The sequence below is a fragment of the Pseudoalteromonas nigrifaciens genome, from assembly GCF_002221505.1.
GTDB classification, from domain to species: Bacteria; Pseudomonadota; Gammaproteobacteria; order Enterobacterales; family Alteromonadaceae; genus Pseudoalteromonas; species Pseudoalteromonas nigrifaciens.
Genome location: NZ_CP011037.1, coordinates 380,993 through 401,106 on the forward strand (window position 1 = coordinate 380,993; position 20,114 = coordinate 401,106).

At 41.2% G+C, this 20,114-nt stretch carries 18 protein-coding genes and 3 pseudogenes; 12 read left to right on the forward strand and 9 right to left on the reverse strand.

All coding sequences use genetic code 11. From position 1 onward, the window contains the following. Positions 1-11 precede the first annotated feature (11 nt). A pseudogene (locus PNIG_RS18210) lies at positions 12-227 on the forward strand (GNAT family N-acetyltransferase); the annotation flags it as partial. A gap of 64 nt (positions 228-291) precedes the next feature. On the opposite strand, the pseudogene tnpA reads toward PNIG_RS18210, so the two are convergent. Next, positions 292-686, reverse strand: a pseudogene (gene tnpA, locus PNIG_RS20430) (IS200/IS605 family transposase). 38 nt (positions 687-724) lie between these two features. Here tnpA and PNIG_RS18220 point away from each other — a divergent pair. From PNIG_RS18220 to PNIG_RS18235, 4 genes are all read left to right on the forward strand, one after another. Beyond that, complete coding sequence (locus tag PNIG_RS18220; protein WP_089369188.1) at positions 725-1,951, forward strand: RNA-guided endonuclease InsQ/TnpB family protein; 1,227 nt, start codon at positions 725-727, stop codon at positions 1,949-1,951. Positions 1,952-2,057: 106 nt separating this feature from the next. After that, the gene (iscB, locus tag PNIG_RS18225; RefSeq protein ID WP_255319066.1) at positions 2,058-3,098 is read left to right on the forward strand and encodes an RNA-guided endonuclease IscB; all 1,041 of its coding nucleotides are present in this window, start codon (positions 2,058-2,060) and stop codon (positions 3,096-3,098) included. Next, a complete protein-coding gene (locus PNIG_RS18230) occupies positions 3,098-3,565 on the forward strand; it encodes a methylated-DNA--[protein]-cysteine S-methyltransferase (protein ID WP_089369189.1) in 468 nt (155 codons plus the stop codon). The genes iscB and PNIG_RS18230 overlap by 1 nt, the downstream gene beginning before the upstream one ends. A 91-nt stretch (positions 3,566-3,656) precedes the next feature. Further along, positions 3,657-4,241, forward strand: coding sequence for a thymidine kinase (locus PNIG_RS18235; RefSeq protein WP_011329924.1), 585 nt, complete (start codon positions 3,657-3,659; stop codon positions 4,239-4,241). Here the strand turns inward: PNIG_RS18235 and ltaE are convergent. After that, complete coding sequence (gene ltaE / locus PNIG_RS18240; RefSeq protein WP_086994525.1) at positions 4,224-5,228, reverse strand: low-specificity L-threonine aldolase; 1,005 nt, start codon at positions 5,226-5,228, stop codon at positions 4,224-4,226. The genes PNIG_RS18235 and ltaE overlap by 18 nt on opposite strands. Before the next feature lie 22 nt (positions 5,229-5,250). Continuing rightward, positions 5,251-6,183 (reverse strand): 23S rRNA (adenine(1618)-N(6))-methyltransferase RlmF, encoded by a 933-nt coding sequence (gene rlmF, locus PNIG_RS18245; RefSeq protein ID WP_041454980.1) that lies wholly within the window; start codon positions 6,181-6,183, stop codon positions 5,251-5,253. A gap of 130 nt (positions 6,184-6,313) precedes the next feature. On the opposite strand from rlmF, the gene PNIG_RS18250 reads away from it, so the two are divergent. Continuing rightward, positions 6,314-7,222: an alpha/beta fold hydrolase gene (locus PNIG_RS18250; protein WP_011329927.1), complete on the forward strand. Its 909-nt coding sequence runs from the start codon at positions 6,314-6,316 to the stop codon at positions 7,220-7,222. Here PNIG_RS18250 and PNIG_RS18255 read toward each other — a convergent pair. The 3 genes and pseudogenes from PNIG_RS18255 to PNIG_RS18265 all read right to left on the reverse strand — a co-directional run bounded on the left by PNIG_RS18255 (position 7,191) and on the right by PNIG_RS18265 (position 11,803). Then, positions 7,191-8,633, reverse strand: a complete 1,443-nt coding sequence (locus PNIG_RS18255) for a tetratricopeptide repeat-containing sulfotransferase family protein (protein ID WP_089369190.1) — start codon at positions 8,631-8,633, stop codon at positions 7,191-7,193. The two genes, PNIG_RS18250 and PNIG_RS18255, sit on opposite strands and share 32 nt — an antisense overlap. 100 nt (positions 8,634-8,733) lie before the next feature. After that, positions 8,734-11,315 (reverse strand): annotated as a pseudogene (locus PNIG_RS18260) (TonB-dependent receptor plug domain-containing protein). Positions 11,316-11,641: 326 nt separating this feature from the next. Next, entirely contained in the window at positions 11,642-11,803 is a 162-nt protein-coding gene (locus PNIG_RS18265; protein WP_089369191.1) for an oxidoreductase-like domain-containing protein, read from the reverse strand. A gap of 103 nt (positions 11,804-11,906) precedes the next feature. Between PNIG_RS18265 and PNIG_RS18270 the strand changes: the two genes are divergently transcribed. Both PNIG_RS18270 and PNIG_RS18275 read left to right on the forward strand, forming a co-directional pair. After that, on the forward strand, positions 11,907-12,329 hold the full coding sequence (locus PNIG_RS18270; RefSeq protein WP_041454912.1) for a hypothetical protein: 423 nt from the start codon (positions 11,907-11,909) through the stop codon (positions 12,327-12,329). Positions 12,330-12,412: 83 nt separating this feature from the next. Further along, positions 12,413-13,774, forward strand: coding sequence for a leucyl aminopeptidase family protein (locus tag PNIG_RS18275; protein WP_089369331.1), 1,362 nt, complete (start codon positions 12,413-12,415; stop codon positions 13,772-13,774). A 24-nt stretch (positions 13,775-13,798) separates the two neighbouring features. On the opposite strand, the gene gloA2 is transcribed toward PNIG_RS18275, so the two are convergent. Together gloA2 and PNIG_RS18285 are read right to left on the reverse strand one after the other, a co-directional pair. Further along, positions 13,799-14,185, reverse strand: a complete 387-nt coding sequence (gene gloA2, locus PNIG_RS18280) for an SMU1112c/YaeR family gloxylase I-like metalloprotein (RefSeq protein ID WP_089369192.1) — start codon at positions 14,183-14,185, stop codon at positions 13,799-13,801. A gap of 87 nt (positions 14,186-14,272) precedes the next feature. After that, positions 14,273-15,352: a ketoacyl-ACP synthase III gene (locus tag PNIG_RS18285; RefSeq protein ID WP_011329933.1), complete on the reverse strand. Its 1,080-nt coding sequence runs from the start codon at positions 15,350-15,352 to the stop codon at positions 14,273-14,275. Positions 15,353-15,538: 186 nt separating this feature from the next. Between PNIG_RS18285 and PNIG_RS18290 the strand changes: the two genes are divergently transcribed. The 4 genes from PNIG_RS18290 (at position 15,539) to PNIG_RS18305 (ending at position 19,254) form a co-directional block, all read left to right on the forward strand. Next, the gene (locus tag PNIG_RS18290) at positions 15,539-16,846 is read left to right on the forward strand and encodes a metal-dependent hydrolase family protein (protein WP_089369193.1); all 1,308 of its coding nucleotides are present in this window, start codon (positions 15,539-15,541) and stop codon (positions 16,844-16,846) included. 189 nt (positions 16,847-17,035) lie between these two features. Continuing rightward, the gene (locus PNIG_RS18295; RefSeq protein WP_089369194.1) at positions 17,036-18,295 is read left to right on the forward strand and encodes an ATP-binding protein; all 1,260 of its coding nucleotides are present in this window, start codon (positions 17,036-17,038) and stop codon (positions 18,293-18,295) included. Next, positions 18,292-18,819 carry a response regulator transcription factor gene (locus tag PNIG_RS18300; RefSeq protein ID WP_011329936.1) on the forward strand — a complete coding sequence of 176 codons (528 nt, stop codon included), beginning with the start codon at positions 18,292-18,294 and terminating at the stop codon, positions 18,817-18,819. The genes PNIG_RS18295 and PNIG_RS18300 overlap by 4 nt, the downstream gene beginning before the upstream one ends. 156 nt (positions 18,820-18,975) lie before the next feature. Beyond that, on the forward strand, positions 18,976-19,254 hold the full coding sequence (locus PNIG_RS18305; RefSeq protein ID WP_011329937.1) for a peptidylprolyl isomerase: 279 nt from the start codon (positions 18,976-18,978) through the stop codon (positions 19,252-19,254). A 108-nt stretch (positions 19,255-19,362) separates the two neighbouring features. Here the strand turns inward: PNIG_RS18305 and PNIG_RS18310 are convergent, their stop codons facing one another. Then, a complete protein-coding gene (locus PNIG_RS18310) occupies positions 19,363-20,025 on the reverse strand; it encodes a DsbA family oxidoreductase (protein WP_086995654.1) in 663 nt (220 codons plus the stop codon). Positions 20,026-20,114 lie beyond the last annotated feature (89 nt).

A 20,114-nucleotide genomic window follows, 5' to 3' on the forward strand; every position in this document is an offset into this window, starting at 1 on the left:
GTTAAAGCAGTATGACAAACACAATAGACATTCGTGATGCGCAAGCAAGTGATGCAAAAACCATTTTGCACTTTATTAATGAGCTCGCTATTTATGAAAAAGAGCCACAAGCAGTTAAAACCAATGAACAAGCCATTTTAGATACCCTTTTTAGTGAAGGCGCAACAGCGCATAGCATTATATGCTTTGATGGCGACGAGCCCATTGGCTTTGCTGTTTATTTTTATCGAAATTTTCCGAGAAAACCCATTGATCGACGCGAAGCGGTGTCGATGGGATGAATCGGAATAGTTAGCCCTGCTCTTGAATGTATTTTTGAATTGTATCAGCAGCCGCATTCCCAACAGAGCAAACAAAATATCCGTCAGACCAAAATGTTTTTTAACCCAGAATTGCTTTTTAAACCATTTAAATCTCGACCATAGACTTTGCGTTGTAGATTGTTTAATTCTCCTAACGTAACTCGCAACACTGATATTGGGAGAGATCGTTAGCAATATGTGTATATGATCTTTGTCCACCTCGATCTCTTCGATATTAAATTCTGAGCGCTCTGCAATTTCAGTGATTTTTTGTTTTACAAAATCACCTACATCACCTTTTAACAATTGTTTTCTATATTTAACCACAAGTATTAAATGTAGCGCTATTAAATATTTACATTGAGATTTAGTGTCATATTCCATCTTGACAACTCATTTCCATACAGTAGTCTATACAGTATATGAAAAAGACGCTTAGATACAACTACAGGCTAAATCCTACGCCAGAGCAAGAAGCTAAACTCGTTGAGTTTGGCGCGACAGCGCGTGGCATTTGGAACTTATTGTTGTCTGAGAACATGCGTCGATACGAGCACGATAAAACGTTTTTGTTTTACAAAGACATGGCCTCACTACTTAAAGATATCAAGACGTTCGAAGAGTTTAACTGGATCAAAGCATTCGATTCTGCGGCAGCTCAACAAGTTGCCCGCGACCTGGAATTAGCGCTCAAGAATGTTTTTACTAAAGGTCGCTTGCAACGCTTTCCAAAGCACAAGATCTCATATAAAAAGAAAAAACGTCACAACGATAGTTTTCGAGCGGTCAATAACTCGCACTGTATCCGCATTGAAAATGGCGCTATCAGTATCCCAAAGGTAGGCAAGATACCCATTATCTTGCATCGCAAACTAGCAAGTAAAATCAAGACTGTAACTATCCAGTATCACCACGGAAAATGGGGATGCAGCATCACTCAGGAAGTTGAGTGCAAAACAGCTAAACAAGTTTTAAAAACAATCACAGGTTTTGACATTAACTCAAAGCAAACTGTTGTTGGCTCAGATGGTTTTGTGGTCGATAACCCCAAGTTTTTAAAGCAGTCAAAAACAAAGTTAAATCAATTGCAACGCCAGCTTGCACGCCGAACTAAAGGTTCAAATCGCTGGCAAAAAACCAAACAACGCATCAACAAATTACACGGCAAAATCTCACGGCAAAGGCTCGACTTTGCACACAAAATTTCACGCCAGATAACCAATGAAAATGACATTTTAGTGTTCGAAGATTTAAACGTAAAAGGGATGCAAAAGTTCAATGGCAGCATGGTTGCCGACAATGTGATGGGCTTAATTACTCAGCTTTCAAAATACAAAACTGAGCTTGAAGGTAAACTCTATCACGAGATTGGCAGGTTTGAAAAATCCACTGGGGTTTGTTCTGAATGCGGCCAACATCATGTTTTAACATTGAACGACAGAAATTTCACATGTACGGCTTGTGAAACTAACCAAAGCCGAGACTTGTCAGCGGCTAAAAGCATAGCAAAAACAGGTGAATTAGATTTGATTGCGGCTGGGATCGTCGCAAGGGTTCCCCCCACATCTCAGCAGAAATCAGCCATTAAAACGAAAGTCTTCGAGCTATCGAAGTTTGCTGTTGGAACTGAGAAAAAAGAAGCAGCCTAGTCTCTAAGTCAAGGCTGTAGAAGCCCATTGATCGACACGGAGTGGCGTCGATGGGTAGTTCACAATTACTCTACCTGGCTTGGTAAAAACGGCCTCTACCTAGAGGATTTATCAAAGCGAGGTGGCTTTGCGCACTGACGTATCTAAAAAGATGCAGCAACGTGCAATGTATCGAAGGACTCGCAGAAACCGTAAGCTACGCTACCGCCCTGCACGTTGGTTGAACCGTGCCTCAATGCGTAAAGAGGGGCGCTTAGCACCGTCTCTAAAAAGCAAGCTTGATTCACACTTGCGTGAGAAAAAGCAGGTTGAAGCTATCTTACCAATTTCACATTGGAAGGTTGAAACTGCTAGCTTCGATATACACAAGATAACTAACCCAACTGTGACTGGTGCCGGCTACCAGCAAGGCGCACAGCTGGGCTACTACAACGTTAAAGCCTACGTATTGCAACGTGACAATTATAAATGTCAAAGTGGACGTAAAACGAAGCACAGCGCCAAGCTGCACGTACACCACAAAGTATTTCGTTCTCAGGGCGGCACTGATGCACCCAGTAACCTAATAACGCTATGCGAGACGTGCCATAATGATTTACACGCAGGAAAGTTTGAGCTAAAAGTGAAGCGCTCAAAGACAAAACATGCGACTGAAATAGGTATAGTCAAAGTCCAGTTAAAACAGTGCTGGGATTTTGAAGAAACGTTTGGCTACGTGACCAAATTTAAGCGCGAGCAAGTATTGGGCTTACCGAAAACTCATTACTATGATGCCGTGTCAATTTGTTGTGAAAATGGCGAGCTTGTACAACAAGCCAAACATGTTTTACGTAAACGTCATGTGGCTTCTGGTGACTACCAACAGACAAAGGGGGTTCGCTCCGAAAAGTGGATACCAGTCGGCAAGCTATTTGGCCTAAAAAAACACGACTTTGTACAAACACCACAAGGTACTGGTTTTGTTAAAGGCAAGCGTAGCTCAGGCTACTTTGCCCTAGAGACTATTTTAGGTAATAAGGTTCACGCCTGCGCCAACATTAAGAAAAACACGGTTCGGATTTCTGCTCGAACCACTACGTTAACTCAACCAATGGAGGCGGCAAGGATACTCGTCACTAAAGTACCGAGTATCCTTGCCGTAAACTGATGATAATTCAAACCTTACTACCGAGTCCTATCGACGATATTATTATTCAAGGCAGCGAAAACGGCGTGAGCTATGTGGGTTTTTATCCACCTAAAAATTACCCCATTACAGCGCTTAGCGAAGTGACTAATGACGCTATTTTATGCGCCGCAGCGCAGCTTAATGAGTATTTTGCTAAGCAGCGCACTACCTTTACAGTACCTTTAGATACCCAAGGAACCGTGTTTCAACAAAGTGTATGGCAGGCATTACTTAACGTTCCCTATGGGGAACTTAAAACGTATGGCGATATTGCTAAGGTATTAAACAACCCCAAAGCGGTGCGCGCTGTTGGCGCTGCTAATGGCAAAAACCCAATAAGTATTATTGTACCGTGCCACCGTATTATTGGCGCAAACGCAAAATTAACAGGTTACGCGGGTGGACTTGCAAGAAAACAATGGTTATTGCAGCACGAAACCGGTTGATCAGTTCTTAATGCATAAAATGCATAAACCAAATTGGTATTAACGCTCATTTGAGGTAGCATAAGCGCACTTTTTATCTGAAGGCACAGCAATGGCGCAATTATACTTTTATTATTCTGCAATGAATGCGGGTAAATCAACCACTTTATTACAATCTGCATTTAATTACCAAGAGCGTGGTATGGAGCCGGTGATCCTCACAGCTGCAATTGATGATAGAGCGGGAGTAGGCAAGGTATCTTCGCGAATTGGGCTGCAAGCCGATGCGCATATTTTTGATGAAAACAAAGATGTGTTTGCGCTTATACAGTCACTAAATCAAGATAAAAAACGCCATTGTGTACTAGTTGACGAATGCCAGTTTTTATCTAAAGAGCAAGTGATGCAGTTAACCGATGTGGTTGATGAACTGGGTATTCCGGTACTATGTTACGGCTTGCGTAACGACTTTAGAGGTGAGCTATTTACCGGGTCGCAGTATTTACTTGCTTGGGCTGATAAGCTAGTAGAGCTTAAAACTGTGTGTCATTGTGGCCGCAAAGCCAACCACGTATTGCGTACCGATGAAAATGGCGATGCAATAGCCGATGGTAACCAAGTAGAAATAGGCGGCAACAACCGGTATGAATCGGTGTGCCGCAAACATTATAAAGCCGCGTTAAATATGGGCCGCTAATGCCTTTATAAAGGTGTCTATATCTGCTTTAGTTATGTCTAAGTGAGTTACTAACCTAAGTTGCTTACTTGGACTAAACAGTATTCCTTGCGCTTTTAAATTAGCTGCTAGCTGCTGTATATTTATATTAGGCTCGCAGCTGGCATAAACCATGTTGGTGGTGTTTTTCATGTTAACGTTAAAGCCATTAAGTGTACTTAATTGCTGCGCTAGGTAGCGCGCATTAGCATGATCATCGCTTAAGCGTTTGACATTATGCTCAAGTGCGTATTGCCCTGCTGCTGCTAACATTCCTGCTTGGCGCATACCGCCGCCAAGTACTTTTCGCCAGCGTCTTGCCTTGCTAATCAGCGCTTTTGAACCTAGCAATAACGATCCAACTGGCGCACCTAACCCTTTAGATAAACAAATCGAAACAGAATCAAAGTGCTGAGTAATGGCAGTTATATCCACATTAAGATCGGCTGCTGCATTAAACGCACGCGCACCATCTAGGTGTAGCGATAAGCTGTGCTGGTTTACAAACTTGCGCGCTGCAGCAAGATAGTCAAGAGCAAGTACTTTACCGCCTATGGTGTTTTCAAGGCTTAATAAGCGAGTGTTGGCAAAATGATTATCATCAGGCTTTATTGCCGCCGCTATTTTATTAAAGCAAAGTGTACCGTCTGCTTCGTTTTCAATTGGCTGGGGTTGTATTGAGCCTAAAACGGCTGCGCCGCCGCCTTCAAATTTATAGTTATGGGCACTTTGGCCGCAAATGTATTCGTCTCCGCGCTCACAATGTGCCATTAACGCCAATAAGTTAGCTTGAGTACCTGAGCTACAAAAAAGTGCCTCCGCAAATTCAAAGCGCTCACATGCATATGCTTCTAGTTGGTTAACACTTTCATCATCGCCATATACGTCATCGCCTACAGGGGCGTTATACATTATATCGCGCATAGCTTTAGAGGGTTTAGTTACCGTATCTGAGCGAAAATCTATCATAGGGTTAATCCTTACTATATTATTATTCGAGTTCTTCGCAAATTTGCTCACGTGTAGCTTTATCAAAATAACTCCAAGCAATAAAACGGCTAACTTTTTGCCCTTGTGCCATATCAACTATTTTATATTGGGCTATAGGGTGTTGTTTTAATTCTTGCTCTAAAGCCGCAATATTATCTTTTTTCGACACCAAAGAGGTAAACCACATTACTTGCTCTGCAACGGCTGCACTTTCTTTAATCATATTAGAGATAAATTGCACTTCACCGCCTTCGCACCATAGCTCGTTATTTTGGCCACCAAAGTTAAGTGTGCTGCTAGGTGCTTTGCCAAGGTTTTTCCATTTACGTTCGCTACCTTTAACAGCGTCTTCGCTGCTGGCATGAAACGGCGGGTTACACAGCGTTAAGTGGTACAGATCTTTACTGTTTATAACTCCTTTGAATATATTTGCGGCATTTTTTTGCTGTTTTAAGGTTATTTTTAAATTATTAAATTGCGCAATTTGTTTTGCTACTTTAATGGCTGCAGGGTCAATATCGGTGCCAGTAAAATGCCAGTTATATTCATGCCCACCTGTGAGCGGGTAAACTAAATTAGCGCCGGTGCCAATATCTAATACTTTAACTTGACGGCCAGTGGGAATTTGCGTTTGGTTATCGTCAGCTAATAAGTCGGCCAAATAATGAATATAGTCTACTCGTCCCGGAATAGGTGGGCATAAGTTATGCTGTGGAATATCCCAAAAATCTACATTGTAATGGGCTTTTAAAAGGGCTTGATTAAGGGTTTTTACCGCTTTGTTATCGCTAAAATCAATACTTTTTGTACCTGCAGGTGTTGTAATAATAAAAGCAGAAAGTGCAGGATGCTGCTCAGTTAATAGGTCAAGATCGTAGCCATTTAAATGTTGATTACGAGGGTGTAGTTTTGCGCGTGAGGTGCTTGCTTTCATGATGATTATTTTTACAACAGGAATAAAAGTTAATTGTAACAAATACCGAGATAAAAACGTGATAATTTTCCCTATGGCTACGAGGTTGTTACTGGTAGGATGAGCTGTTAGCAATTAAAAAGGACTCACTGTGGCAATCACTCAGCAATCAGTATTTATAACATTAGCCGATCAGCAAACACTGCATTTACGTCGTATTAGTAGCGATAAGCCAAATGGCGCAGTGGCGTTTTTTATGCATGGCGCGGTAGAAAACGGTAAAATATTTTATACCCATAGCAACAAAGGCTTAGCGCCTTTTTTAGCCGAGCAAGGGTTTGTGTGTTATGTGGCTGATTTACGTGGTCGTGGTGAAAGTAAACCGGTTATAGACAAGCATGCTCGTTATGGTCAAACCGAAGCTATTTTAGAAGATATTCCTGCATTTATAGATAAAATAGAGCAGTTAGAGGGGAAAAAACCAGATTATTGGCTGGCTCACTCTTGGGGTGGGGTGTTAATGAATAGCGCATTTGCACGATTCCCAAATTATATTAACGACGTAAAAGCCTGTGCTTACTTTGGCACTAAGCGCTCGTTATTTAATAATCACCCTAAAAAGTTACTTCAAGCTAATTTCATTTGGTATTTTATGGCGCCGTTAATGGCTAAAAAGCATGGGTACTTACCGGCTAAACGCTTAAAGTGGGGCAGTGACGATGAAACACAAAAGTCGCATTGGCAAAGTATGCAGTGGGCTAAAAAAACACCTTGGATAGACAGTGACGATAACTTTGATTACGCTAAAGCCGTTGCACAATTAACCTTGCCGCCAACGCTGCATATTGCAGGCGCAAAAGATAAAGCCCTCGCACAACCAATAGATATTCAAAAGTTTATGGAAGAGTCGGGTCCTGGGGTACAAAAAATGCAAATTTATGGACGTCGTTATGGCCATAAAATAGATTACGACCATATTAATATGTTAACCCATCCGCATGCGCGCAATGAGCAGTTTAAAGATGTACTTAATTGGTTTGCGACTGCGCCAAAAGCTTAAGTAATGGCGTTTTGTAGCGTTGCCACTTATCAACATTGTGCAGATTAACCGGTTCACGTATAGCGTGTTTGCTGAGTGTGGTAACCGCGATTTTTTGTTTATAAAATGCCAAGCAATTTTCTTCAAACGAGCAACCTATAAACCTAAGTAGTGCAGTGAGTTGGCCTTTGGGGTCCGTTACTAATTGCTCATAACTTAGGTTATATATTTGCAGTGCCGGAAACGCCTGCCAATGCGCCATTAACTTTTCGTACAAGCTATGGTATTGCTTAAACTCGGTTAACGAGCAAAAGTAAGGCTCGTTTTCGGCAAAATAATTACTAAATACCGAAAATGCCGTGGCATTAAAATCGCGGGTTAAATTAATAAATTTTGCATTTGGAAATAGCATATAAATAAGCCCAATAGCTTGATAGTTGCTTGGCAGTTTATTAATAACAAAGGGGCGAGAAGGGCTTGCTGTTTTTAATTTTGCTATATAAAGGTCGCGGGCCTTATTAATTAACTCATGTGTTAAATGATCTAAACAGTGTGGATAGCTAAAACCGGTTTTTTGTTCTAAAAAAGCCATCACATCACTACTTATACTAATACTTTCACCCATGCTTGAGCACTGGCTATGATTTACCAACATTTGTTCAAGTAGGGTTGAGCCGCTGCGTGGCATGCCAATTATGAATAAGGGGGTAAGGCCACCTTTCACACTTTTATTCGCTGAGCTTAAAAGAGCAGCTGTATTGTATTTTATTATGTCGTCGTAAAAAGCAGTAAGAACTTGGGTATCAAATTCGCTTAGTTTTCGTTGTAATTGGTTAGCTAATACAAAGTAGTTAAACGCCTGATCAGTATCCTCTAGTTTGTCGTAACTTTTTGCCAAAGCGTAATAGCACACCATTTTAAGGCGTAAATTATTAGTTTGCGTTAGCAAGTGATGCAAGTTACTGAGGTAGTTATGTTCTTTGTCAAAACGCCCCAATTGTACCAACTCTAACAAAATATAAGCTGTAACAGGGTAAACGCCTAAGCTCAGTGCATGCGAAAAAGTAGTATGGGCTTTATTTAGCTCACCATACGTTAAATAGTGCTGGGCTAAATAGTAATGTGGGTCGGGGTTATTACTGGCTAAGTTTTTTGCGTACTCAAGCACTTTTAGCGCATCATTTGGTGAATTTACATTATTAAATGCATCAGCAAGTGCGTGTAGAGGTTCAAGCATATAAGGCAGGCGTTCACAGGCTTTTTGTAATAAATATACAGCATCATCATTACGCTCTAGGCGCAGTGCAATTCGGCCTAAACCAAACAGGGCTTCGCCGTTATCAGCATCGGCTTTAAGTATTGTTTTGTAGTAAAACTCAGCATCTTTAAGTTTGTTTTCTGCCAGTAACTGATTCGCTTTTTTAAGTAGCATTGTAACTTTAACATTCCTGTTGATTCTGTCTTGACTATCTATACAGCGAAAAAGGCGAAATGTCTTTCACATTTCGCCTTCACCTTATGACCAATAAGGATTAAAAAGTATAAGTTGCTTTAACGTAATAATAACCACCGTTAATACCAAATGGTGATGTTTCGTAGTATTGACCACCCCAATTATTATTAGGGATAAAGTCGCTAGCGCCACTAAAATCAAGTTTTTCAGCTTCTTGGTCAAGTAAGTTTTGTGCACCTACAGAAAAGCTCATTGATTCGTTTAAAAAATAAGTAATTTCAGCATCTAAGGTAACCGCAGCATCTGCCATTTTAGCTGTTTCGTCATAATCTACATGCACACCTTGGTATTCACCAAAGTAGTTTACGCGGGTAAACGCAGAGAAGCTTTCCCATTGTTGTGCCCAGCTTAGAGTTGCACGATGATTAGATAAGTCATTCTCAAGACGGCTTACTTTAAACGGCCCTGTAATAATGGTTGAGCGGGTAACTTCGGTTTCATTCCAGTTGTACGCTAAGCTAAATGTTGAGCTGCCATTAAGTAACTCAGTTGAGTAGTTAGCCACTAAATCAACACCTTGTGTAGTGGTGTCAAAGTCATTAGTAAAAAAGCTTACCTGTGCTAGGTTTTGTACGTTAGGAATGCCCGAGGCAGTAAGTTTGTCTTTGTCTGCTTGGCTAAGTTCAATTTTATCAGATTGACTAATGCGCTCATCAACTTTAATATTGTAATAATCTACCGTTAAAAATAAATCGCCTAGCGTGTACACAGCGCCAAAAGTATAGCTTTGTGATTCTTCAGGCTCTAATTCTTGCCCGCCAAGTTGTATCGCAATTGGGTTAGTAGGTGGTAATAATGCTGAATCTACTAATACACCGCTGCTAAGGTTTGTTTGTACGTTACTCACATTAGCTTGGCCAACCGTTGGCGCTCTAAAACCTGTGCTGATTGAACCACGAATATTTAAATCTTCAGTTAAGTGATACTGAGCCATTAATTTGTAGTTAGTTGTCGTGCCAAAGGTATCGTAATCTTCAAAACGAACGGCTAGACCCATTAAAAACTCTTCAGTAAAGGGCGCTTCTATATCAACATAAGCGGCGTAGTTACGACGGCTATATTCACCGGCATCAGAGGGTTTAAACCCCGGGAAGCCATTTGAACCAATACCAAAGCCTTGATCGGTAAGTGGCCCTGCAATAAACGAGGCTTCATCGCCAGAGATCACAGTAAAGGTTTCTTCATGCCATTCTAGGCCTGATGCTATGTTTACATCGTATGCTAGGCCAAAATCAAAACCTTTAGATAGATCAAAGTTAAAGTTTTTCTCTAATTGTTCGTATTTACCTGGGCTAAAGTCACGTGGGCTTTCTGGGCCTAAAGACGCATTGATCGTGTCGTAAATAAAGTAGCGAGATTCATTATAACCAACCGTGCCGCTTAAGTCGTAATATACATCCTTTAAAAAGCCATCAGTAAACTGACCTTTAGTACCAATAGTGAGTGACGCATCGGTAATATTACCGCCAAAGTTTGGTGTAAAACCACCCGGCAGCATTTCATTAAATGCAAAACAATCTGGGTTATTTGCCACCCCATTAATATAATCTGGATTATCAAGCACGTTATCATCAATGGCAATAGTTGGGCAGTTGCCACTCATATCACCGGTTAAATCGCCAACGAGTAAAGTATCGCCGCCATCGTTTGAATAAGCACCCGGGCGAGTGTGAGGGTTACGGTAATAAAAACCACCTCTTACATCGCGCTCAGAGTAGTTACCAAACATGTAAAACTCTGAGTTATTGGTTAGCTCTAAACCTACATTACCAAAAATTGAAATGTCGTCGTTAACCTCAGGTGCGCCCCATACTTGAGTAATAGGTGCTATGTCGGGCACGCCGGCATCATTAAGTGCTTTAGCATCAAAGCGTTGTACTGAGCGGCTGGTTGCATCTGCGGTTTTATATTGAAAGCTTAAATTTGCAAAGCCATTGTCGGTAAATGGAAGACCAATATTGCCCGAAACTTGAGTGGTGTCGCCATCACCTTCGTAATACTCGCCCTTACGCACTTCAAGAGAGCCACCTTCAGAGGCATCTTTTAATACAAAGTTTATAACCCCTGCAATAGCGTCAGAGCCATATTGTGCAGCAGCACCGTCACGCAGTACTTCTACTTGCTTAAGGGCAATACTTGGAATAACCGAAATATCGGCACCTTGAGCACCATCGTTAATACCACCACCTAAAAAGGCGATAACAGAAGCGCGGTGTCGGCGTTTACCATTTAATAAAATAAGTGTGCTGTCTGATGGTAAGCCCCGAAGGTTAGCTGGGCGCACTAATGACGCTGCGTCACTAATTGGCATAGAGTGTACGTTTAATGAAGGTATAGCGCCCTTTAATAGCTCTAGCATGTCGGTGTTACCTGACTTGCTTAGCTCTTCACCACCAATAATATCAATAGGAACCGGTGAGTCACCAATAGAGTGAGGTGCTGAGCGTGTACCAACAACAGCAATTTTTTCTAGATTTTTATTAACTTTGGTTGTTGTTTGCGCGTCGGCTGCAATAGCAGAGCCAGATATAAATAATCCGGCTGTAGGGTGGCTAAGGCAAATTTAACTGCCTGGTTTAGCACATTGCTTTTTAATTTTATTCTAAATATCCCCAGTTAGAATAGTTTTGTTAATCATGTTTGTGTAACACGAGTTATTTTTGTAGCGGACTAGTCACATTTCATGGGGAGTAAGGTAATACTTGCTGACTCCTTAAAGCTTAATAAATTAAGCCCACTTCCTGTGAGTCCAGCTTATAGACTATAGAGAAAAAACAAGTAGAGAAATTAATAATTAACTATTATTTAACAATGAGGGTGTTTTGTATGAAATTGCAACAATACAGTGTGTGCTGCTTGTAATGCGCAGTTTGATTAAGGAAACGGTTAAATTAAGGGGAGTTTGAATGAGGGTTTAAGTGTTTTTGTTACTTTATTGTTATTGCGCGTTGCTCATTTTCACGCTTCCAAATAGCGAGCTGCTTTTTATATTCATCCCATACGCATGGGCAACAACTTCCACCACCACAGCACTCGTCCGGCTTAGGTTTTTCTGGTTTTGCGACTGCAGGTAGTATATTTAATTGCATATTAAGATTTTTTAAATACTAAAAAGGCTGTAAATAATAAAGTATTGACCTTGGCATGTAAATTATTCTTTGTGAACTTGAATCCCTGTGTGAGAATACGCCAATGCGATTATATAAAGTCATACACCGCGCACCATGGCGGGTTGTTAAAATTAGTTCCAAGCGCCAGCAATTGCGTTTTCGTCGTGCTATGGTTGCGCTTAAAATTGCGCTTGCGCAAGAAAGACAAGAAACAAAAGAAATGCTTTCAATTTATAAACGCTACACACAAGGGCAAACAAATAAAGCCGAATTAAAGCGTGCAAACGAGCAATTTGTAGATATTTTAAAGGGTTTGGGTTTAGGGGTATTTGCCATATTACCGTTTGCGCCTTTAACTATTCCCTTAGTGGTTAAACTGGGCCGCTTAGTTGGCGTTGATGTTTTGCCTAGCTCCTTCAATATGAATCGTTCAGTTAAAGAGCTTGATCGTGAAATAGCTCAAGAAAATCAAAAACAAGACCCACAAAACTCATTAAAAAAGTAATCTATAATTGGCAAAATTAGCGATACCTTTTGCGTCTCCTTATTGTTATGCTTAGTGACCATTTATATTTTGTGAGTCATTTAATGAGTGCATTACTTCGTCATACTTCTTCTGGAATTCCTTTATCTTTTATCCTTAAAAACGAATTAACAGATTGGCTTACGCAGCAACCTACATTTGTACAAAACTGGTTAGCAAATAGTGGTTTTGAAAAGCATGGGCTAGCATTAGTACCAAACCCTGAAACGGGTGAGCTTAACCATGTTTATTGCATAATACGCAGCAGTGATGACTTTTGGGCTGCAGGCGACTTAGCCACCAAGTTACCGGTAGGTTGTTATCAAATTCAAGGTGAAAAACACCTAATAGAGCAGCTTGCTTTAGGCTTTGTATTGGGTGGTTATGAATTTAGTGAGTACAAAGAAAAAGTCACCGCAAAAGCGCAGTTAGGTATTGCTGACAAAACACTTTACGAGCAAATAAAACAACAAGCCGACGCAATTGGTTTAGCCCGCGATTTAGTTAATACCCCGGCTGCCGATATGATGCCGCAACATTTAGCACAAGTCATGAGTGATTTAGCCGACACCTTTGATGGAGACTTTACTCAGTGGATTGGAGATGAGCTGTTAGAGCAAAACTACCCAACAATTCATATGGTTGGTCGTGCGAGTGAAAATAAGCCGCGTTTACTCGACTTAAAATGGGGCGCAAAAGACGCACCATTAATTACTTTGGTTGGTAAAGGTGTATGTTTTGACTCAGGCGGGCTTGACTTAAAACCGAGTGCCGGTATGCGTAACATGAAAAAAGACATGGGCGGCGCAGCGCATGTTATTGCGCTTGCTCAGCTTATAATGGCTGCTAATTTACCAATTAGATTACGCGTGTTAGTACCTGCGGTTGAAAACGCGGTTTCGCGTAACGCATTTCGCCCTGGCGATGTAGTAAAAACCCGTAAAGGCATTATGGTTGAAATTGACAATACCGATGCCGAAGGACGTTTAGTATTATGTGACGCGCTTAGCGAAGCCCAAAACGACGAGCCTGAGCTTATCATTGACTTTGCTACCTTAACAGGTGCGTGTCGAGTTGCTTTGGGCACTGAACTACCAGGGTTTTTCTGTACTGAGCGTACTATTGCTAATAGTATTATGGACGCAGGGTTGAGTGTAAGCGATCCGGTATGGCAACTGCCGTTATTTGATCAATATAAGTCATTTTTAAACAGTGATGTTGCCGATATGGCAAACTGTGCAAGCACCCCATTTGGCGGTGCAATTACCGCTGCACTGTATTTAAAAGAATTTATTGAGCCAACTACGCCTTGGGTACATTTTGATGTAATGGCATGGAACTTACGTGCTCTACCAGGTCGCCCAGTAGGCGGAGAAGCGTTAGGTATTCGTGCTGTATTTAATTACCTGCAAAACCGTTTTAACTAATAATCGAGTATTTAGTATGAGGTGTTAAACCTCATACAACTCAAGCGGTAAATTATCCGGATCGGAAAAAAAAGTAAACTTTTTGCCGGTGATTTCATCTTCTCTTATGTCCTCTACATTAACCCCTTGTGACTCTAAATACGCTTTAGCCACGTGCACATCACTTACTTTAAATGCTAAATGCCTTAACCCTTGTGCTTCAGGGTAACTTGGGCGCTCTGGTGCGCCAGTAAACGAAAATAACTCAATTTGACCGCCATCAGGCAAAGCTAAATCTAATTTATAAGAATGTCGTGCTTCCCTAAAGTGCTCATTAATAATTTTAAGCTTTAATATTTTGCTATAAAAATGCTTAGCGCGAGGGTAGTCGCTGCAAATAATAGCGGCATGATGAATGCCAAGTAGTTTCATAACGCGCTCTCTAAATTGTGTAATTAAATACAAACACTAAAAACAAAAAACGCACAATTAAGTGCGTTTCAATAAGTAGCTGCCTATTTAGGTTGGCTCTGCTTCTTTACATGCTTTTACCGCTGGAGCAACTAACTCTAAGCCGGTTTTATCGCAAGGAGGAAGTTGTGCATCACTTACACTAATAGGTGTTACACGCTCGCCCCATTTAATATAACTAGCAGCCCACGTAAGGCCAGCGCCAAAGGCTGCCGACATAATATTTGAGTGTGGTTTAATTAAACCTTGCTCCACCGCCTCGCAAAGTGCAATGGCAATTGTCGCTGCCGATGTATTACCGTACTGGCCAATATTAACCATTACTTTTTCATCTGGCACTTTTAAACGGTGCTGAATGGCCTGAATAATACGTAAGTTAGCTTGATGCGGCACTAATACGTTTATATCGTCTAGGCTTAAATTTGCTTGGGCTAGTACGTCGTCGCATGCTTCACTCATGCCTTTTACAGCGCGCTTAAATATTTCACGGCCTTCGAATAGTAAATTAGATGGGCCAATCGGCTCATATTTATTTAAGTCACTACCAAAGTTTTCGATATGTAAAATATCACGATCTGTACTGTCACAACCGGTTTTAGTCGCAAGTAAACCTGCAGGTGTATCGGCAGCTTCGAGTACTACGGCACCCGCGCCATCGCCAAATAATACCGCACTGTCACGGCGCGACCAGTTTACATACCAAGTCATGCGCTCTGCAGCAATAACCACAGCCTTTTTAATCATACCGGCTTGTATTTGCGCTGTTGCTGCTTGTAGAGCATATAAAAACCCTGAACAAGCTGCGTTAGTGTCCATAGCGGCAGCGCCTACAGCGCCAATATTCTTTTGCACTAACGACGCAGTATTTGCCACCATAGTTGATGGCGTACAGGTGGCTAAAATAACTAAATCAATATCTTTAGCGTCAATACCGGCACAAGCAATAGCATGCTTAGCCGCAACAGTAGCAAGCTCTGCAGTACTTACATGGCTAACTCTGCGAGATTTAATACCTGTTCGTGATGTTATCCACTCGTCTGTGGTATCCACTATTTTGCTAATTTCGTCGTTACTAATGCTTGCTGGTGGAATGCATTTACCCCAACCAGTGATGTGTGCGTAAGGCATAGTGTGTTCTCTTAAAAAGTGGTCTGACATGTATTACTAATGAATAAGTTATACCAAAAAATGGCTTTTAACACTAGTAAATACCCAAGGAGATAAAAAATGATAGCTTATTAAAAGGGTTTTTGTAGCGTAAATGTAGCAATTTATAGTTAATTGGGTTAAAGGTAGAGCTTAAAAGGAGCAAGTATGAAAACTACACTAATAACTACATTTACTGCAATCACTTTAGCGTTAACAACAAATATGGCATTAGCACAACAACATAAAATTATTTATGCGGGCAGTGTAATGCTAGGTACAGAGCAAACGGTTAAAACTGAGCAAACACTGGTAATAGCCGATGATAAAATTTCAGCAATTAAAAGCGGCTATGTAAGTAAAGATGCACTGGGTTTGCCCGGCGCGCAAGTAATAGACCTTAAAAATCACTTTGTAATGCCTGGGCTAATAGACATGCACGTGCATGTTACTTTTGAGCGCGATGCCAATGTTAGCAGGCATCGCTGGACTACCGAATACGAAGCAGATAACGCGCTGCGTTCAATTAAATATTTACAGCGTACTTTAAATGCAGGCTTTACCTCAGTGCGAGACTTAGGCAGTAACTATCAGGTTATTTTTCCGCTAAAGCGCGCCATTGAGCGTAATGATATTAATGGTCCGCGCATTTTTGCCGCAGGCAATACAGTATCGCCCACTGGTGGGCACGCCGATTTACATGGCTATCGTAAAGATATAAGTGACGGTGTTGGTGCATCATTAGGTATTTGTAACGGCGCAGACGATTGCCGCAGAGCCACGCGCGAAGTGATTAAAAGTGGTGCCGATGTTATAAAAATTACCGCCACCGGTGGCGTATTAAGTAATACCGCCGCAGGCGTTAATCAACAATTAAGCGACGCAGAGCTTAGTGCAATTGTAGATACCGCGCATCATTTAGGGCGTAAAGTAGCCGCTCATGCACATGGCACGCAAGGCATAAAAGCCGCGCTTAAAGCGGGTGTAAACTCAATAGAGCATGGCTCGTATTTAGATAAAGAGGCTATAGCATTGTTTAAAAAAACCGGAGCTTACTTAGTTCCTACTTTGCTGGCTGGTGCCACAGTGAGCGAAGAAGCAATTAGTAATCCAAACATGCCAATAGCTATTGCAGATAAAGTGCGCGAAGTAACACCTAAAATGCAGGCATCGTTTAAATTAGCGCTAAAAAATGAGGTAAATATTGCCTTTGGCACTGACTCCGGCGTATCGCGCCATGGCCTTAATGCTAACGAGTTTAGCTTACTGGTAAGTAATGGTATGAGTGAAGCACAGGCAATTAAATCGGCAACCGTGAGTGCAGCTAAACTGCTTGGCCAAGATACCCAATTAGGCGATTTGAGTGTGGGTAAACAAGCCGATATTATTAGTGTTAATGCCTCGCCGCTAAAAAATATTGCAGAGCTTAAAAATGTGCAGTTTGTAATGAAAGCAGGGCTAATTTATAAGCAATAGCCACACTTGCTGTTAAGGCACTGGGGTTAATATGGGCTCAATAAATATTGAGCTTAATAATTATTAACCCTAGTGCCGTGGCCTTTTAATACTTCACTTTGTACCTAGTTACAATGTCGATGAATGATGACTAAGTATTGCATAAGTATTAAAATAGCTTTTCTTAAAATTCAATAGGTAACATGTGTTTTGTTAATTCGCACCGATCCGGCTATTAGCCGCCTTTTAATGTTACGCAGTGGTGCCATAGCTGTGCAGCTTATTGCTGTGCTTATAGTGTACTTTTTATTAGATCATCAAATAGCATTAATGCCCTTACTGTTAGTGATTGCTCTAGAAGCGGGGTTTCAGTTAATGAGTGTGCTGGCTTATCGTAATGTAAGCCAAGCAAAACCGCTGGGCATGCTGATGCAATTAACCGCCGACGTATTGTTTTTAACTATTTTGTTATCACTCAGTGGTGGCGCAACCAATGCATTTGTGTCGTTATTATTGCTGCCAATAATGATTGCAGCGGTAACGCTAAGTGGCAAAGGGCTTGCTTATATCGCGGTATTAGCCATTGCGGCGTATAGTGTATTACTGATAAAAATGCCCGAACATAACATGCACCAAATGAACATGAGCGGCCATTTTATTAGCATGTGGATTAACTTTGTTTTGAGTGCCAGTGTAATAGCGTTAGTGATTGGTGCAATGAACCGCGCCTTAAAAGAGCGCGAACGCACTATTGCTCAAGTGCGCGAACAACAATTACGCAGTGAACAGTTAGTAACGCTGGATGGCGCAGCAGCGCAAATAACGCATCAGCTTGCTACACCAATTGCTAACTTACAGTTACTATTTGAAGAGTTATTAGAGGGTCATCCAAATAACCTTGTAGTGCAACAAATGCAAACTCCACTACAACAATGCGCTACACAATTAGATAGTTTTAGAAAGCTCTCAGCTGCGCTGCGCCTTAATAACACCCAACAACACATTACAACGGCGCAATTACAACAGCAAATTACCGATACGCTATTGCTGCAATATCCCGATCAACAAATAAAGTGGATTATAAAAAACCAAACGGGTGGCATTAATACCGCCATATTAAACAGTGATGCTATGTTGCTACCTGCTATTTTAAATTTACTCCAAAATGCAGCCACCGCTAATCAGCAGCAAGGTCAAAATGTGCTTGAGCTTACTTGGCTGCAAGAGGAGCATTGCGGCGAATATGTTTACTTGCTTATTCGCGATTTTGGGAATGGCTTTTCAGCAACCCAGCTCAGCAATTTAGGTGGGCAATTAATGCCTAGCGACCATGGTATGGGGCTGGCTGTGCTGCTTTCTAATGTGACCTTTGAGCGTTTAAATGGCTCGCTAACTTTATATAATCACCCCCAGTGTGGTGCAATTGCCAAAGTTAAATTAGCAACTGTTTTTAGCGAGCAAAGTGAATGAAAATATTAATTATTGAAGACGATATAAACCTTGCTAGTACCTTGGCAAGGCGGCTAACTAAATACGGTTTTAACTGCGAAATAGCGCATAACCAAAGTGAGGCACTCCTTAGTGCAAGGCGGTTTTTGCCCGCTACTATTTTGTTAGATATGAAGTTAGGTAACGACAATGGCTTAGCGTTAATAAAACCACTGCGCAGCTTGCTCACACACGCGCATATTGTATTACTCACGGGCTTTGCCAGTATTGCCACCGCAGTTGAAGCAATGCGCTTAGGAGCCAACGATTACCTTACCAAACCTGTTGATATGGCAACCTTACTAAAAGCACTTAACCAAGAGCGCGATACAGCAATAACCTTAGATGTTGCAACCACAGTTATGTCGCCAGAGCGTTTAGAGTGGGAGCATATTCAGCAAGTGCTACACAGTAATAATGGTAATGTGTCGAGCACCGCAAGGCAGCTCAATATGCATAGACGTACATTACAGCGCAAATTACAAAAAAAGCCAGTACAGCACTAATAACGCTAGTGATTAAATATAATTTTAGGCTAAAGCGATGCTGGTTTTTTTTCAGCGCACTCAACACATTAATGAAGCACTATAGTAGCTGCCTGATTTAACTAGCTGTGCTAAAATCGCGGCGTTTAAATTTAACCGATATTACAAGGCTTTCACATGGCAAATACAGCGCACGCACTGCATATACTGGTAAAACATAAAGAAATTGCAGAAGATATTATTACGCAATTAGGTAAAGGTGCAAAATTTCAAACCTTAGCTAAAAAGTATTCGTCGTGTCCGTCGGGTAAAAAAGGTGGCGATTTAGGTGAATTTAGACGTGGACAAATGGTGCCACAGTTCGACAAAATTGCGTTTAATGGCGCTATTTTAGAGCCGCATTTAGTTAAAACTAAATTTGGCTGGCATGTGATCAAAGTGCTTTACCGTACTTAATATTCTTTAAGTGCATGTATTAAATGCAGTTTAACAGGCTTAATACTTTAAATTAAAAGAAAAGGCTGCACATTGCAGCCTTTTTAAATTCTTTAATTCAGAGTTTAATTACTCAGCGTTTTGCTGTGCTTCTTCTTCAGTTATTTGCTTAAAGGCTTGCACAAATGCAGCGCTAGGTTGTCCGCCGGTAAGGGCGTATTGCTCATTTATGATAAAAGTAGGCACTGTGGTAATACCCATTTGCTGTATGTCACTTTGCTGGCTGCGTACTTCTTGAAAAAACTCACCACCGGCTAAAATTTCTTGAGCACGGTCTGTATCAAGGCCAACACTTGCAACAATATCAAGCAAAGCGGGTTGCTCGTTTAAATTCACTAAGTCAGAAAAGTGGGCTTTAAATAAAGCCAGTTTTAGCTCGGTCTGCTTATTTGAAGTGGCAGCCCATGCTAATAAACGATGGCAATCGAAGCTATTTATTATCATTCGCTTATCGTCAAAGTTAAACGTGAAGTCGGCGTCTTTTCCGGCGTCTATTAAACGTTGGCGGTTATCTTTGCTTTGCTCTGGTGTTAAGCCGTACTTTTGCGTTAAATGTTCATTTAAGTCTTGGCCTTCAGGCGGCATATTTGGGTTAAGCTCAAACGGTTTCCAGCTAATTTCTGCGTTTATTTCACCGTGTAATTCACTGAGTGCTTTTTCAAGGTTTTTATAACCAATAATGCACCATGGGCACATTACATCCGATACAATATCAATTTTAAGCGTTTTCATTATTTTCCCTTAGGGCAAAGCGGTAAAGCGAATATAATGAGTATATTGGGATTAATTGCAGTTTATCAATCATGATTACTCTACAGTGT